13 protein-coding genes are annotated in these 15,358 nt (G+C 27.9%); 9 read left to right on the forward strand and 4 right to left on the reverse strand.

The features are described 5' to 3' along the window. The first annotated feature begins 346 nt into the window (after positions 1 to 346). From D9T19_RS12745 to lepA, 4 genes are all read left to right on the forward strand, one after another. Positions 347 to 1,279, forward strand: coding sequence for a ribose-phosphate pyrophosphokinase (locus D9T19_RS12745; RefSeq protein ID WP_121628628.1), 933 nt, complete (start codon positions 347 to 349; stop codon positions 1,277 to 1,279). Positions 1,280 to 1,328: 49 nt separating this feature from the next. Beyond that, a complete protein-coding gene (locus D9T19_RS12750; RefSeq protein WP_121628629.1) occupies positions 1,329 to 2,420 on the forward strand; it encodes an OmpA family protein in 1,092 nt (363 codons plus the stop codon). A 159-nt stretch (positions 2,421 to 2,579) separates the two neighbouring features. After that, on the forward strand, positions 2,580 to 3,683 hold the full coding sequence (locus D9T19_RS12755; protein ID WP_121628630.1) for an OmpA family protein: 1,104 nt from the start codon (positions 2,580 to 2,582) through the stop codon (positions 3,681 to 3,683). A 139-nt stretch (positions 3,684 to 3,822) separates the two neighbouring features. Further along, complete coding sequence (gene lepA, locus D9T19_RS12760; protein WP_121628631.1) at positions 3,823 to 5,610, forward strand: translation elongation factor 4; 1,788 nt, start codon at positions 3,823 to 3,825, stop codon at positions 5,608 to 5,610. Between the two features lie 47 nt (positions 5,611 to 5,657). Here the strand turns inward: lepA and D9T19_RS12765 are convergent, their stop codons facing one another. Continuing rightward, a complete protein-coding gene (locus tag D9T19_RS12765) occupies positions 5,658 to 8,195 on the reverse strand; it encodes a glycosyltransferase family 2 protein (RefSeq protein WP_121628632.1) in 2,538 nt (845 codons plus the stop codon). Between the two features lie 110 nt (positions 8,196 to 8,305). On the opposite strand from D9T19_RS12765, the gene D9T19_RS12770 reads away from it, so the two are divergent. Genes D9T19_RS12770 through D9T19_RS12785 form a run of 5 tightly spaced genes read left to right on the forward strand, consistent with a single transcriptional unit; the run spans position 8,306 to position 11,726 of the window. After that, positions 8,306 to 8,878 (forward strand): ComF family protein, encoded by a 573-nt coding sequence (locus D9T19_RS12770; RefSeq protein ID WP_121628633.1) that lies wholly within the window; start codon positions 8,306 to 8,308, stop codon positions 8,876 to 8,878. 29 nt (positions 8,879 to 8,907) lie between these two features. Further along, the gene (gene hisH / locus D9T19_RS12775; RefSeq protein WP_121628634.1) at positions 8,908 to 9,513 is read left to right on the forward strand and encodes an imidazole glycerol phosphate synthase subunit HisH; all 606 of its coding nucleotides are present in this window, start codon (positions 8,908 to 8,910) and stop codon (positions 9,511 to 9,513) included. A gap of 22 nt (positions 9,514 to 9,535) precedes the next feature. After that, complete coding sequence (gene hisA / locus D9T19_RS12780) at positions 9,536 to 10,243, forward strand: 1-(5-phosphoribosyl)-5-[(5-phosphoribosylamino)methylideneamino]imidazole-4-carboxamide isomerase (RefSeq protein WP_121628635.1); 708 nt, start codon at positions 9,536 to 9,538, stop codon at positions 10,241 to 10,243. Continuing rightward, positions 10,243 to 10,404 (forward strand): protein YpmT, encoded by a 162-nt coding sequence (gene ypmT / locus D9T19_RS14860; RefSeq protein WP_369122573.1) that lies wholly within the window; start codon positions 10,243 to 10,245, stop codon positions 10,402 to 10,404. Before hisA ends, ypmT begins: the two co-directional genes overlap by 1 nt. Continuing rightward, a complete protein-coding gene (locus tag D9T19_RS12785; protein ID WP_121628636.1) occupies positions 10,401 to 11,726 on the forward strand; it encodes an MFS transporter in 1,326 nt (441 codons plus the stop codon). The genes ypmT and D9T19_RS12785 overlap by 4 nt, the downstream gene beginning before the upstream one ends. A gap of 15 nt (positions 11,727 to 11,741) precedes the next feature. On the opposite strand, the gene qhpG is transcribed toward D9T19_RS12785, so the two are convergent. From qhpG to D9T19_RS12800, 3 genes are read right to left on the reverse strand one after another with little or no spacing between them, the layout of a single operon-like run. Then, complete coding sequence (gene qhpG, locus D9T19_RS12790) at positions 11,742 to 13,076, reverse strand: flavin-dependent monooxygenase QhpG (protein WP_121628637.1); 1,335 nt, start codon at positions 13,074 to 13,076, stop codon at positions 11,742 to 11,744. Next, complete coding sequence (gene qhpE, locus D9T19_RS12795; RefSeq protein WP_121628638.1) at positions 13,057 to 13,704, reverse strand: subtilisin-like serine protease QhpE; 648 nt, start codon at positions 13,702 to 13,704, stop codon at positions 13,057 to 13,059. The genes qhpG and qhpE overlap by 20 nt, the downstream gene beginning before the upstream one ends. Beyond that, complete coding sequence (locus tag D9T19_RS12800) at positions 13,697 to 15,358, reverse strand: ABC transporter ATP-binding protein (RefSeq protein ID WP_121628639.1); 1,662 nt, start codon at positions 15,356 to 15,358, stop codon at positions 13,697 to 13,699. Before D9T19_RS12800 ends, qhpE begins: the two co-directional genes overlap by 8 nt.

Here is a 15,358-nt window from a genome sequence, read left to right on the forward strand (position 1 = left end):
TCTAAAGCATATGCTGTTAAAGATCCTGATACTGTTCCTGTTTTAAATGCTTCATCTATTGTATCTGCAGCAAATGCTATATTTGTACTTAACAATAATCCACATGTTACTAAACTAATTTTTTTATTCATATAATTTCCTTTTGTTTTATTATTATAAATATGTACGCGCTACATATTAATTTTAGAAGAACATTAAAATTTTAGCATTAACTAAAAGATTCTATACAAAATAAATGTATATAAATTAGACATTAGTATTTATTTTAAAGAAAAAAACATTTTATCTATTCATTAAGTACTATTTGGATAAAATCGCAAATAATCATACAATTAAGGAAATTTTCATGTCAAGGTATAAAATTTTTAGTGGTTCAGCTAATCCTGAATTTACAGCAAAAGTTGGTAGTTATTTAGGTATTAGAGTGTCAAATGCTAAATGTGATAAATTTAGTGATGGAGAAATGTCTGTTCAAATTACGGAAAGTGTAAGAGGACAAGATGTTTTTATTATTCAACCCACATGTGCTCCTACAAATGATAATTTAATGGAACTACTAATTATGGTAGATGCATTAAAAAGATCAAGTGCAAAATCAATCTCTGCAGTAATCCCATATTATGGATATGCAAGACAAGATAGAAAAGCAGCTCCTAGAGTTCCAATTACTGCTAAACTAGTTGCAGATCTTTTAGAAGCTGCAGGTATTACTAGAGTTGTAACTATAGATTTACATGCTGCTCAAATTCAAGGTTTTTTTAATATCCCTGCGGATAACTTATTTGGTTCAATATTATTTGTTGACTATCTTAAAAGTAAAAACTTACCTAATCCAATAATTGCTAGTCCAGATATTGGTGGAGTTGCTCGTGCTAGATCATATGCAGACAAATTAGGATATGATTTAGTTATTGTTGATAAAAAAAGAGAAAAAGCTAATGAATCTGAAGTTATGAATATCATTGGAGATGTTAAAGGTAAAGATGTAATTTTAGTTGATGATATGGTTGATACTGCAGGAACACTTGTAAAAGCTGCTGAAGTATTAAAGAAAAGAGGAGCAACTTCAGTTATGGCTTGTTGTACACATGGTGTTCTTTCAGGTCCTGCATATGAAAGAATTGCGAATGGTGTTTTAGATGAATTAATTGTTTCAGACACAATTCCTACACGAAAAGATGCTAAAAAGATAACTGTTTTAACTGCCTCTGTAATTATTGGTGAAACAATAAGAAGAATACAAAACAATGAATCTGTTAATTCAATATTTATTGCTTAATAGTTAATATTTAGCTATTATATAAAGTTATAAAAGAAAAGGAAAATAAATGAAAAAAATTATTTTATCAACTGTAGTTTGCGCATCAATGATGTTTGCAGCTAATAGTGAATATAAGTATGAGATTACACCAATGATTGGTGGAGCATATTCAGAAGGTAACTTAGGATTAGAAAAAGATTATATGAATGGTGGTATAGCATTAGGATTTAATCAATTCGATTCGATGATTGATCAAGTTGAAATTGCTGCATTTAGAACAGTTGAAGATGTTGATTATACTAATTCAATAAATAGAGATACTGGTATTACAAGAATTTTTGTAAATGTTATAAAAGATTATCCATTAACTTCAAATATGTCTTTATATGCATTAGCAGGGGCTGGTGTTGAGTTCTTTGACGATGCTGCAAATAATAACAATAATGAAGATGGTCTTGTAGGAAACTACGGTGGTGGATTCAAATATAAAATAGCAGATCAGTTTGCATTAAAATTAGATGTTAGACATTTAATCGAAGCAGATAGTGGAGATAATACTTTATTATATAACTTAGGATTCTCTGTTCCATTTGGAAAAGTTGCAAAAGCACCAATTGTTGTTCCTGCACCAGTTGTTGTTCCAAAAGATTCTGATAATGATGGTGTTATTGATTCAAAAGACAAATGTCCTAATACAGTTGCAGGTGCAGTTGTTAATGAAATGGGTTGTGAATTAGATGATGATAATGATGGTGTTGTTAATAGATTAGACCAATGTCCTAATACAATTTCAGGTGCAGAAGTTGATACTATTGGTTGTATGACATTAGTTAATTTAAATATTAATTTTGACACTAATTCAGCAGTTGTAAAAAAAGATTACCACCAAAGAATTGTAAACTTCGCAAATGCAATGAAAAATAACACTAAGTTAAAAGCAAGAATTGAAGCACATACTGATTCTGTTGGTACATCTAAATATAATCAAAGTTTATCTGAAAAAAGAGCAGCTTCTACAGTAGAAGTTTTAAAATCATTAAATATTGATTCTTCAAGATTAACAGCGATAGGTTATGGTGAAACTAAACCAGTTGCTAGTAATAAAACTAAAGAGGGAAAAGCTCAAAATAGAAGAGTTGAAGCTGTAATTATTAAATAATTAATTTCTTATTTAAATAAGACTAGGATTAATCCTAGTCTTAACTACTATCCCTATATCCGCACTAAAATTAAATTCTAAATCATAATAAAACTTTTAATAAAAAAATAAAAAAATTTAGCTATAATAAATAAAATTATTTTAATAGAAGGAAGTTGTATGAAAAAAATATTATTAACATCAACGTTATGTGTATCTTTTATGTTTGCACAAAGTGCTCCAAGCAGTAACTATAATTATGAAGTAACACCATTTGCAGCAGGAATTTTATCAGATAGTCAAGCAAACCTTGATGATGATCATTATCTAAATGGAGGTATTTCTTTAGCAAAAAATTTAGAAGAATCTTTTATTGATCAAGTAGAACTTGCAATTATGAGAAGTGAAAGTATTGAATATAAAAGTGGTGGAAATACAAATGTAAATAGGGTATTTATAAATGCTGTAAAAAAACTACCTTTAACTGAAAAACTAGCCGCGTATGGTCTAGTTGGAGCTGGTTATCAAGATGTAACTCAAGAAAAAAAAGATAATGATGATTCAGCTTTATTAAATTATGGTGTTGGGTTAAGATATGATTTACCATACTATGGAATAGCTTTAAAAGGAGATGTTAGACATCTTTTCGGAATTAATGATAAATCAAATGATTTTATGTATACAGTAGGTTTAGCTATGCCTTTAGGAAAAAAATATCCTGAAAAAATTGTAGCAAAAGTTCCTGTAGTTAACGAAGAAATAGAAGATGGAGATGATGACAATGATGGAGTATTAAACTCAAAAGATTTATGTCCTAACACATACCCAGGAGCTAAAGTAGATGAAAATGGTTGTGAACTAGATGATGATAATGATGGTGTAGTAAATAGACTTGACAAATGTCCAGATACATCTCCAGGTGTTAAAGTAAATAAAGACGGTTGTGTTGCAACAATTGATTTAAAAATTAATTTTGATACAGATAAAACTATAATCAAACCTAAATATAGTGGTAGACTTCATGAATTTGCGAAAATTTTAAAAGAAAACTCTAAATTGACTGCACTTATTGAAGGACATACAGATTCTGTAGGTACAGAAGAATATAATGAAGATTTATCAGCAAGAAGAGCTGCCTCAGCTGTTAAATATTTAGAAAAATTAGATATTGATCCTTCAAGATTAGAATCAACTCACTATGGTGAAACTCAACCAATTGCTTCTAATGCTACAGAAGAAGGAAGAGCTGAAAACAGACGTGTTATTGGTTTAATTAATCAATAATTTTTAAATATAAAAAGACTTAGATATTTTATCTAAGTCTTTATCTCACTATAAAAAAACATACTTTCTTAATTTAACTATAAACTTACAAAACTTTAGATATAATCGCGATAAATAATATACATTAAGGACAATAACCTTGCAAGAAAATATTAGAAACTTTAGTATCATTGCACATATCGATCATGGAAAATCTACGCTAGCTGATAGAATTATTCAAGAATGTGGTTCAGTAGCAGATAGAGATATGTCAGCACAAGTTATGGATACAATGGATATTGAAAAAGAGCGTGGAATTACTATTAAAGCTCAAAGTGTTAGACTTGACTATGTTAAAGATGGACAAAATTATATTCTAAACTTAATTGACACACCGGGTCATGTTGACTTTTCTTATGAAGTATCTCGTTCTTTAGCATCATCTGATGGCGCACTTTTAATTATAGATGCTACACAAGGTGTTGAAGCACAAACTATTGCAAATGTATATATTGCAATGGATAATGATTTAGAATTATTACCAGTTGTTAACAAAATTGACCTACCTTCTGCTGATCCACTTAGAGTATTAGAAGAAGTTGAAGAAGCTATTGGTCTTGATTGTACAGAACATAATCTAATAAGTGCTAAAACAGGAGTTGGAGTAAGAGATTTAATTGATTCTATTGTAGATAGAGTTCCATCTCCAGTTGGTGATACAAATGCACCTACTAAAGCACTTATTTATGATTCTTGGTTTGATAATTACCTTGGAGCATTAGCATTAGTTCGAGTATATGATGGTAGTATTAAAAAAGGTCAAGTTGTACGTATGATGAATACAGAACACGAACAACAAGTATTATCTTTAATGTATCCTCATCCTTTAAAAAAACAAACTACTGATGAGATTAAAACAGGTGAAATTGGAATTGTTGTACTTGGGATTAAAACTGTAGATATCATTGCAGTTGGAGATACAATTACTGATGCAAAAAATAGAACAGCTAAAGCTATTGATGGGTTTGAACCTGCTAAACCATTTGTATTTGCAGGAATTTACCCTATTGATACGGATAAATTTGAAGACTTAAGAGATGCCTTAGATAAATTAAGACTAAATGATTCTTCAATCTCTTATGAACCTGAAAGTTCAGCAGCACTTGGAAGTGGTTTTAGAGCAGGTTTCTTAGGTATGCTTCATATGGAAGTAATTAAAGAAAGATTAGAGAGAGAATTTAACCTTGATTTAATTGCAACTGCACCAACAGTTATTTATGAAGTATTAACAAATACTGGTGAAAAAATTGTGATTCGTAATCCTAGTGAACTACCAGAACCAAATCATATTGATACAATTTTTGAACCTTATGTAAAAGCTACTATTTTAGTACCTGATGAATTTTTAGGAAATGTAATAAAACTTCTTAATGATAAAAGAGGTATCCAAAATAAAATGGATTATATAGGTAAAAGAGTTTTACTTGAATATGATATTCCAATGAATGAAATTGTAATGGATTTTTATGATAGATTAAAATCTACAACAAAAGGTTATGCATCTTTTGATTATGAACCAATTGGATTTAGACCAGGTGTTTTACAAAAACTTGATATTAAAGTTGCAGGAGATGTTGTTGATGCACTTTCTATTATTGTTCCTGAAAACAAAGCACTTTCAAAAGGTAGAGAGTTTATTAAAGCATTAAAAGAGTTAATTCCAAGACAACTGTTTGAAGTTGCTATTCAAGCATCTATTGGCTCTAATATCATTGCACGTGAAACTGTAAAATCAACAGGGAAAAATGTAACTGCAAAATGTTATGGTGGTGATATTACAAGAAAGAGAAAACTTTTAGAAAAACAAAAAGCTGGTAAAAAAAGAATGAAATCAATAGGGAAAGTAAACGTTCCTCAAGAGGCATTTATGGCTGTATTGAAGATTTAAATTCTTCGATACAAGCTTTTCATAAACTTCTTTTTAGAAGATAATTTTTAATTTTTATCTTCTCTTATAGCTTTTAATTCTAAATATCTCATAATAATAGCTGAAATATAAGGAATACTTTGAATTAAAAGTGTAACTGCAAATACATAAATTTCTACAATTCTAGATTCGTTGGTAAAGATTAATGCAAAAAACGAACCCAATAATAAAACTGCAAATATTGTTTCATATTTTATTGGATTTGTGCTTCCTTTTGTAGCTTTAGATCCACCTTTTTCAGTTCTTTTAAAAGGAAGTCCATCTTTTATAAATCCATCAAATACGGCTTTAAATATAATTAATTGTAAACTCATCGAAGCAATTGAACTTAAAAATGTATTTCTAAATGAAGTTTTAACATTTATTCTATACAAAATAAATGTATGTAATATATTTACCAAAAATGCTGTGATAATAGGAATTGTAAGAGCAATTGTAGGAATTGTAACACCTACAAATATTATTACAGGAACCCATATAATATTCATTACAGCCATCACAGGACCTAATGCATCACTTAGCCAGAAGAACCATCCTGTGACGAATTTATTTTTCTGTCTTCTATTTAATTTTCTTGAAGAAGGAAAAAATTCTTTATAATGTTTTTTTAATATTTGAATCGCACCATATGCCCATCTATGCCTTTGTGTTTTAAAAGCTTCAATGGTATCAGGTAATAATCCATATCCATATCGTCTATTTGTATAATGTGCTTGATACCCTGCTTCAAAAAGACGAAGTCCTAGTTCACTATCTTCTACAATAGTATCTGTTCCCCATCCACCAACTTCAATCATAGAAGAAAGTCTTATAAGAACCATTGTTCCATGTACAACAATAGCATTTTCTTCATTTCTATCAATCATCCCAATATCAAAGAAACCTGCATATTCTGCATTCATTGCAGCTTTTACTAGTGATTCGTCACCATCTCTATGATCTTGAGGAGCTTGAACAATAGCAACTTTTGGATCATCAAAAACGGGAACTAAATCTGTTAACCATGGTGATTCAACTTCATAATCAGCATCAATTACTGCAATAATTTCTGTTTTCTTATTTGTATATTCTAATGCCTTATTTAATGCCCCTGCTTTAAATCCTGTACATGTAATATTTAAGAAAACAAACTTATCACCTAAGTCTTTACATAATTTTTCAATAGGTTTCCAATAAAATTCTTCAGGTGTATTATTTATAATAACAAGTACTTCATAATTTGGATATTTAAGCTTTGATAACGCTGTCAAAGTTTCTGCTAAAACATGTGGTTGCTCTTTATATGCAGGGACATGAATCGATACAAAAGGAGTATTATCAGATTTTAAATCATTTTGAATTAATCTTTTAGGGGCTGTTCCAATAGAGTTTTTAAATAATTCATTTGCTTTTGCTAAAGTAATTACAACTAAAGGAACCATTAAAAGTGTACCCATACTCCACATTACCCACATACCAAAATTCATATAATTATTAAATGGATAAACAATTGCCATTACAATACCAAAAGCCATACCTTGTGCTGCGATACTATATGCAAAGGCATGGTATAAATTTAGTCTTTGATTTCGAAGACCATAAAGAGTTAAAAATGCACCAATTAAAATTGCCGCAAGCATTTGATAAATCCAATATTCATTTACTTCGATATCACCATTTATATAAAACTTTAATTTTCTATCTTCATTAAAAATACCCCAATATTGCCCTACATTTCCTTCTTCATAACCTTTCCATGGTTGATCAAAAGCTTCAATAATATTATATTTAATATTATTATCCTTTGCAGCATTTAAAAAACCTCTAATCGCTGTAGCTTGATTTTTTATACCTGGTTGTGAGCCTTTGTTATTATATCCATTACTTGGCCATCCTGTTTCACCAATAACTACTTCTTTGGGTGAAAATTTCCCTTTAATATAAAAATATTTTTCTAAGAGATAAGAATTAAAATCTTCTATTTTAACCTCTTCCCAATAAGGTAAAATATGCACTGTAATAAAATCAACATTATTTGCTAAAGCTGGGTAATCATCCCAAGTTTTCCATACTTCTGCAGTAGTCACCTTATTTTCAACAGAACTTGATATATAGTTTAAATATCCAATTAATTCAGTACTGTTTAAATCTTTTCTTAAAATTGTTTCATTTCCAACAATAATATTATTAATACTATGAGGGTATTCTTTACTAAGTTCAATTGCATGAGATATTTCTTTAAAGTTATCTTTATAATTACTACTTAACCAAATACCTAAGTCAATAGTCATATCGTATCTTTTTCCAATAACTTTTAAAATTGCATCAGCATCAGCTGTTGAATAAGTTCTAAGCCTTTTAGTAAAAAAAGACAACATTTTTACATCCTCTTCAATCTGTTTATCAGAGAGTAAATCCTTTTTATATCCATAATAAGGAGAATAGGATAAAGAATCAATACTTCCATAAGAATCTTGACTCAATGATATTCGATTATCTTGAATAAGCCAAAAGAAAACTTGGAATAAACCTGCCATAAGAAGCCCTAAAAATACAATATATCTCAATACTAACCTTTTTATAATTTAATTGTTTATTTTTTGTATATTATCATAATCTTCTAAAATATCTGTAGTCAAAAGCTTTACATTTATAATAATTTTAAGTATTATTAATTATGAAATGTCTAACTTGTGATAATTTATCTTTTTCTATTATTTGTAAAACTTGCCAGAAAAACTTATTAACTCCTGCTTTTCATAAAAGAGAAATTTCTAAGAATTTTTTTAATTATTCATTTTATGCTTTTAGTGATATAGAAGATTTAATCTCTTCAAAATACTACTTTCACGGAGATAGAGTTTATAATTTATTAGCAAAAATCTCTTTTCATAAATTCGCAATAAACTTTAATTATAAAGAAAATATTATTGCAATACCAATAGATGACCATACTAGACATGATTTTTCACATACTGCAATATTAGCCCATCATTTATTATCACAAAATATAAAACCTTTATATAATGTATTAAAAGCTACAAAAATTGTTAGATATGCAGGTAAAGATTTAGAATTTAGAAAAAATAATCCAAGAAGATTTAAAGTAAATAAATTAAAGAATCAAACTGTGATTCTTTGTGATGATTTAATTACAACAGGAAGTACGATATTAGAAGCAAAAAAAGCCTTGGAAAAAGAAAATAATAAAGTCCTCTTTTCTTTAACCCTAGCTGATGCTAAACTTTAGTATAATCACGTTTTATAAAAGGGATTAAAGTGATAGGAATTATTGATTATAATATGGGAAACTTAGCAAGTGTTTATAATGCTTGTCATTTGTTAGATGAAAAAGCAACGATTATTAAAGATCCAAATGAATTGAAAAACTTTGATAGAATCATATTACCAGGTGTTGGAGCATTTAAAGATGCAATGAAACACTTAAATGATACTGGAATGTATGATGCAATTCATGAATTTTCAAAAAGCGGAAAACCAATGATTGGTATTTGTCTTGGAATGCAACTTTTATTTGAAAGTTCACAAGAATTTGGACATACAGAGGGTCTTGGTTTGATTGATGGGCATGTTATTAAATTTGATAAAACAAAAATGCATGAAGATATTAAAATACCCCATATGGGTTGGAATACAATTGTTAATAAAGAGCATGCTCTTTTTGAAGGACTAAAAGATCCTTACCTTTATTTTGTTCATTCATACCATGCAGTTACCAATGAAAGAAATGTAATTGGAAAAACAACTTATGGATATGATTTTGTAAGTGCAGTAAATAAAGATAATATTTATGGTTTCCAACCACATCCAGAAAAGTCACATGATAATGGACTTAAAATTTTAAAAAACTTTACAAATATATAAAAATATAAGAGGAAAAGAAAACATGGATATATTACCAGCAATTGATCTAAAAGATGGAAAAGCAGTAAGACTAAGTAAAGGTCTAATGGAAAGTGCAAAAATCTATTCTGATGAACCATGGCAAGTTGCTAAGAGATTTGAAGAATTAGGCTCAAAATGGCTTCATATAGTTGATTTGAATGGTGCATTTGCTGGTGAACCAGCTAACTTAGAACAAATTAGAAAAATCAGAGAAAACTGTAATCTAAAAATAGAACTTGGTGGTGGTATTAGAGATGAAGAAACTATCAAAATGTATATTGAACTTGGTGTTGATAGATTAATACTTGGTTCAATTGCAGTTAAAGATCCACAATTTGTAAAAGATATGGCTGCAAAATATCCAATTGCTGTTGGAATTGATGCTATGAATGGAATGGTTGCAGTTGAAGGTTGGGCAGAAGTATCAACAATGGAAGCTACAACGTTAGCTAAAGAGTTCGCAAATGCAGGTGTTAAAGCTATTATTTGTACTGATATTTCAAAAGATGGAATGCTTTGTGGTGTGAATGTAGAATTTACGGAATCAATTGCACTTGCATCAGGTGTTGATACAATTGCAAGTGGTGGAGTAAAAGATATTAATGATATTACAAACTGTAAAGCAAATGGAAATATTGCAGGTGTTATTGTAGGAAAAGCATTTTATGAGGGAACACTAGATTTAGAAGAAGCATTTAAAGTACTTTAATGTGTCTTCTAATTTCCATAATATTTGCAGGGCTTGCATATACCTTTTTTGATGATGGGAATATGCAAGGCTTTTATATAAATATATCTATCTCTTTATTTTTCATATTACTAATGATTAGAAATATTATAAAAACTAAAAAAGATAGAAACTCAAAATGAGAGAAAAACTTAGATTAAAATCAGAATCAATTTATGAAAAAATGATGAATGAAGAAGATGCTAGAGTTTGTAAAGCTATTGATGAAAATGCTTGTAAAGTAGTTCCTGGAAACTTTTTCTTAACTATTATTAGCTATTTTTTTAATAAACTTGCAGATTCAGTTGCAAATACAAAAGTGATTATTCCTTGGATTATGGAAGCACTTAATGTTCCTCTTTTTTTAATTGCTTTTTTAGTTCCAATACGTGAATCAGGTGCCCTACTTCCTCAACTTTTAATAGCTGCTTATGTTAGAAAACTTCCTATAAGAAAATACATTTGGTCTATTGGTGCACTTTTACAAGCATTTAGTATGATAGGTATTGGAATCGTAGCTTGGAATATGCAAGGGTTAAATGCAGGTATTGCAATCATTACTTTAATCATACTTTTTAGTTTAGCACGTGGACTTAGTTCTGTTGCTGCAAAAGATGTACTTGGTAAAACTATTCCAAAAACTAGACGTGGTGCTTTAAATGGATATTCTGGAAGTTTGGCAGGACTTTTAATAATAGGTCTTGGAATATATTTTCTTCTTGTAGGAGAAAAACCATTTTCACCTCAAAACTTTGGGATACTGCTTTTTATTGCTGGTTTCTTTTGGATAATTGCAGCTATTGTTTATTCAAAAATTAATGAATTTGATGGAGAAACAGATGGTGGTGGAAATGCAATAAGCGTTGCTCTAAAGAAAATTGGTTTATTAAAAACGGATAAAGATTTTAGAAATTTTGTAATTTCAAGAGCATTATTTTTATGTTCAGTATTATCTGCACCATTTTTTGTAATATTAGCACAACAACACGCAAACTCTAATACTTATCTTTTAGGTCTATTTATACTAGCTGGTGGTTTGGCAGATTTTTTATCGTCAGTAGTTTGGGGAAAACTTTCAGATGTTTCTAGTAAAAGATCTATGATACTAGGTGCAAGTATTTCTACAATCTTAGGATTTTTGGTATTTATTCTAGCTACATTTTTTGAAAATATCTTTTCAGTTATTTGGATAATGCCTTTGATATATTTTGCATTAATAGTTGGTTATCAAGGCATTAGAATAGGAAGAAAAACTTATTTAGTAGATTTAGCTGGTGGAAATAGAAGAACTGATTATGTGGCTGTTAGTAATACTATTATAGGAGTGATTTTACTTTTTACTGGATTTATTGGAACACTTTCTACAATTATTGGATTAAATGGAATAATCTTATTATTGTCAATTTTTGGATTACTTGGAATTATAATGGCTTCTAAGTTACCTGAAATACAAGAAGAAGATTAAAAGAGTTTTAGTAGTTTATACTAAAATCTCTTGAGAAATAAACCATCTTTTTAATGCAATATAAAACTTCTCATCGAGATGTTTATCTTTACAAAACTTCTCAAAATACTCTAAATATTCTTCATTTTTTTCTTCTAAACAATATTTAGCTAGATTTGCTACTTCAATATTCCCAAAACACCAAACTCCCATTGGGTTATCTTTTGTAATAACAACATTATTTTCATAAATAAATGAATTATTAACTACTGCTCTTTTTTCTATTCTTGGCAATTTTATTTGATGTTCCACTATCTTATCTTTTGGCCAATTTTGTCTTTTATCCCAAAAATCACTTTTAAATCTTTTTTCTAAACAATAAAATTTCTTACCTACTTTTGTAAACTTATCAAAAATAAACTCTACCCTACTTTTATAAAAGTTCATAGCTACTTTTTGTTCATACTCTTCTTTATTTAAAATCGTATTTATAACAAAAGGAGCGATACTAGACATACTCATAGCTTGAAAAGCACCATTTCCAGAAAGTGGGTCAATACTTGAAGCACTATCGCCTATTAGCATCATTTTTGTATTTATTATCTCTTTATGAATTTTACAATAAGAATCTCTTTTCACTATTTTTCCAATAGGTTTAGAAGTTTTTAAAGACCAAAAACTTCTATCTTGCATATTTAAAATTTTTAATAAATCATCAAAATTATTAACTTTATTTGCAAAATCTTCATCACAAGAAAATTGGATATATCCTTTTTTATTTCCAACATAAGCTTGCCAAATCCAACCATCTTTTACAGAATCAATTGAAGTTTTATTTTCATCTATATCTGATATTTCTAATTCTTGTAATAATGAAAAATTCTTAGGGCCACAAATATATTCATCTTTAAAAGGTGTAAATCTTCCTCTTGCATCAACTATAAAATCTGCTAATAATTCAAACTTATTTTCATTTATTTTGCATATAATTTTTGCTTTATTATTCTTATCATCAATTGATCCAATAACTTTTGCTTCGATTATTTTTATATCTTTTTCTTTTACATCATTAAGTAATGCTTCATCTAAATCTTTTCTACAAACAACATATTCATAGTTGACTTGATTTGAAGAATTTGCCCAATTTGAATTTCTTAAAGATTGTTTGTCTAATAATTTTGAAGCCTTTATACATTCTTGAGAGATTAAACCTTCTTTTGTTTTTTCACTAAAACCTTCATAAGAGATAAAGGGTCTATTTTTATATATTATTGTTACATCAAATCCTAATTTTTTAAGTCCAATTGCACTTGTACATCCTGCAATTCCAGCTCCAATAATAATGATTTGTTTATCTTGGTTTTGGTTCATTTACTCTCCTTTGTGAGAATTCATTTAAAATTTCTTTTTTTGTATATCCTTTTTTTAGATATTCACAAAATTCACTTGTAAACTTAGCAACTGAAACACTAGAACCTGTTACTTCTTTTTTATTTGAGAAAGGATTTGCTCCAAAGAATAATTTTTCAGCTTCTAAGGCAACAACTTTTTCATCTTTAACCATAAACTCAGATGTTACTTTAATCACTTCATCATAGGAAGCTGGATAAATATTAGTATTAGAACGTCTTGGATAAGAAGCTATTATTGTTACACCTTTTTTTATTAACTTTTCACATAATTCTTTTATTTCTACAAAATTACTTGTAAAACCTAAACTTAGATTTATTACATCAACTTTTTTATCAAGCAAATATTTTAAAGCATGAAAAACTTGAATTGGTGTAGTTGTTAGATTTTCATCAAAAACTTGTATGTCATAAATATTTATATTTTCTGCTTTTATTATATTTGCAATAACATCACCATGATTAAAATTTATCTTTTTTTGATCACTTATTTTGCAATTATGATTATCATCAATTTGTACAGATACTTTGTCAAAAGTATCAAAACTACAACCACTGTCTAAAATAGCTACAAAAATTTCTTTATTCATTTTCTATACTTTTAATATTTTTAATAGTCTTATTTTCTAACTTATAATATTTTGCATTTTTATAACAATCATGATGTGAGATTATAATTTTTGTAGAATCTTTAAAGTTTTCATCAATTAATTTATCAATTATTTTTACAAATTCTTTATCTAAAGAAGATGTAGGCTCATCCATAACCAAAATTGAAGGGTTTTTCAGAATAAGTCGGGCAATTGAAAGTCGTTGTTTTTGTCCCCCTGATAAATCTTGACCACCTTCACTAAGTATTGTATTTAATGCATTTGCTAAACTTTTAAACCATAAATCTAAACCAACTTTTTTCAATACATTAATCAATACCTCATCACTTATATCTTTTTTTGCAATTAGAAGATTTTCTTTTAATGTTGTTGATAAAATCACGGGATTTTGTTCTACTAAACCAATACTATTTTGAATAGTTTCATTTTTTATTTTTTTAATATTAACACCATTTAATAATATCTCACCATTATTAACATCAATAAAACTTGTTAATAAATCAATTAATGTACTTTTCCCACTCCCATTATTTCCAAGTAAAACTATCTTTTCTTTATGTTTTATTTTGAGATTTAGATTTTCAAATAAGATATTTTTATTATCATAAGAAAAAGAAACATTTTTAAACTCTATATCTAAAGCTCTAGGAAGTTTTATATCTTCTTTTCTAGCTGATTCATTAGGTAAAATTTCATTTAATCTATTAATACTAACTTGTAGTTTTGGAATATTGTTTAATATTCCTAAGAGTGTATGAACAGGTGATAAAACCATTGCAAAATAACTTAAAAAAGCAATTAATGCTCCTATTGAGATGTCACCATTTATTACTTTTATTCCACCATAAACTATTAAAGCAGTTCTTGCTATTAAACTTATGATTACTGGTATTTGTGTAAATATTATCTGAACTTTTTGTTGTTTAAGAATATTATCTTTATTTTTATCTTGTAATAAAACTAATGTTTCTTTTCTATCTTCAATATTATTAAACTTTTTCAAAAAATTGATATATCGTAAAGACTCAATTATAAAACTTCCTATAACTGCACTACTTTGTCTAACTTCTTTTGTAACATTATGCATTTTTGGATAAATTGGTTTTAACAAAAAGAATTCAATTGGAAATAAAATCAAAGCAAAAAAAGCTAAAGTTGAATCATAAAAAAACATAATACAAACAGCACCAACAAGTCCTAATATTGCAGAAAAAAGTGCAAAAATAGAATCAATACCAAATCTTTGAAGTTCACTAATATCACCTTCAAGTCTTGAAAGTAAATCACCTATTCGATTTCTTTGAAAAAAAAGTTTATTATTTAAAAATATTTTTTCAAAAATATCTATTCTTAGATTATATAAAATTTTTACAGATAAGGCTGTATATTTGTATTGTAAAAAAACAGAAAGAACTATTGAACAAATTGATACAACAACAATTAATGTAACATAGAAGTAGAAATTATCAATACTTTTTAATATCAAAGCATCATCAATAAATTTTTGCATTAATAAAGGTTGTATTATCGCAATTACACTTGCTATCATAGAGATAGCAAGTAAAAAAATAATAGTTCTTTTTTCTTTAAATATATATACAATTAATTTATTTAAAGCTCTGTTTTTTATCAT

Origin of the sequence: Poseidonibacter antarcticus (genome assembly GCF_003667345.1) — a bacterium.
GTDB lineage: Bacteria > Campylobacterota > Campylobacteria > Campylobacterales > Arcobacteraceae > Poseidonibacter > Poseidonibacter antarcticus.

Coding starts and splice junctions, on each gene's coding strand:
- D9T19_RS12745 (WP_121628628.1), top strand. CDS start 347: ATGTCAAGGTATAAAATTTTTAGTGGTTCAGCTAATCCTGAATTTACA.
- D9T19_RS12750 (WP_121628629.1), top strand. CDS start 1,329: ATGAAAAAAATTATTTTATCAACTGTAGTTTGCGCATCAATGATGTTT.
- D9T19_RS12755 (WP_121628630.1), top strand. CDS start 2,580: ATGAAAAAAATATTATTAACATCAACGTTATGTGTATCTTTTATGTTT.
- D9T19_RS12770 (WP_121628633.1), top strand. CDS start 8,306: ATGAAATGTCTAACTTGTGATAATTTATCTTTTTCTATTATTTGTAAA.
- hisA (WP_121628635.1), top strand. CDS start 9,536: ATGGATATATTACCAGCAATTGATCTAAAAGATGGAAAAGCAGTAAGA.
- ypmT (WP_369122573.1), top strand. CDS start 10,243: ATGTGTCTTCTAATTTCCATAATATTTGCAGGGCTTGCATATACCTTT.
- D9T19_RS12785 (WP_121628636.1), top strand. CDS start 10,401: ATGAGAGAAAAACTTAGATTAAAATCAGAATCAATTTATGAAAAAATG.
- qhpG (WP_121628637.1), bottom strand. CDS start 13,076: ATGAACCAAAACCAAGATAAACAAATCATTATTATTGGAGCTGGAATT.
- qhpE (WP_121628638.1), bottom strand. CDS start 13,704: ATGAATAAAGAAATTTTTGTAGCTATTTTAGACAGTGGTTGTAGTTTT.
- D9T19_RS12800 (WP_121628639.1), bottom strand. CDS start 15,358: ATGATAAAAAACAGAGCTTTAAATAAATTAATTGTATATATATTTAAA.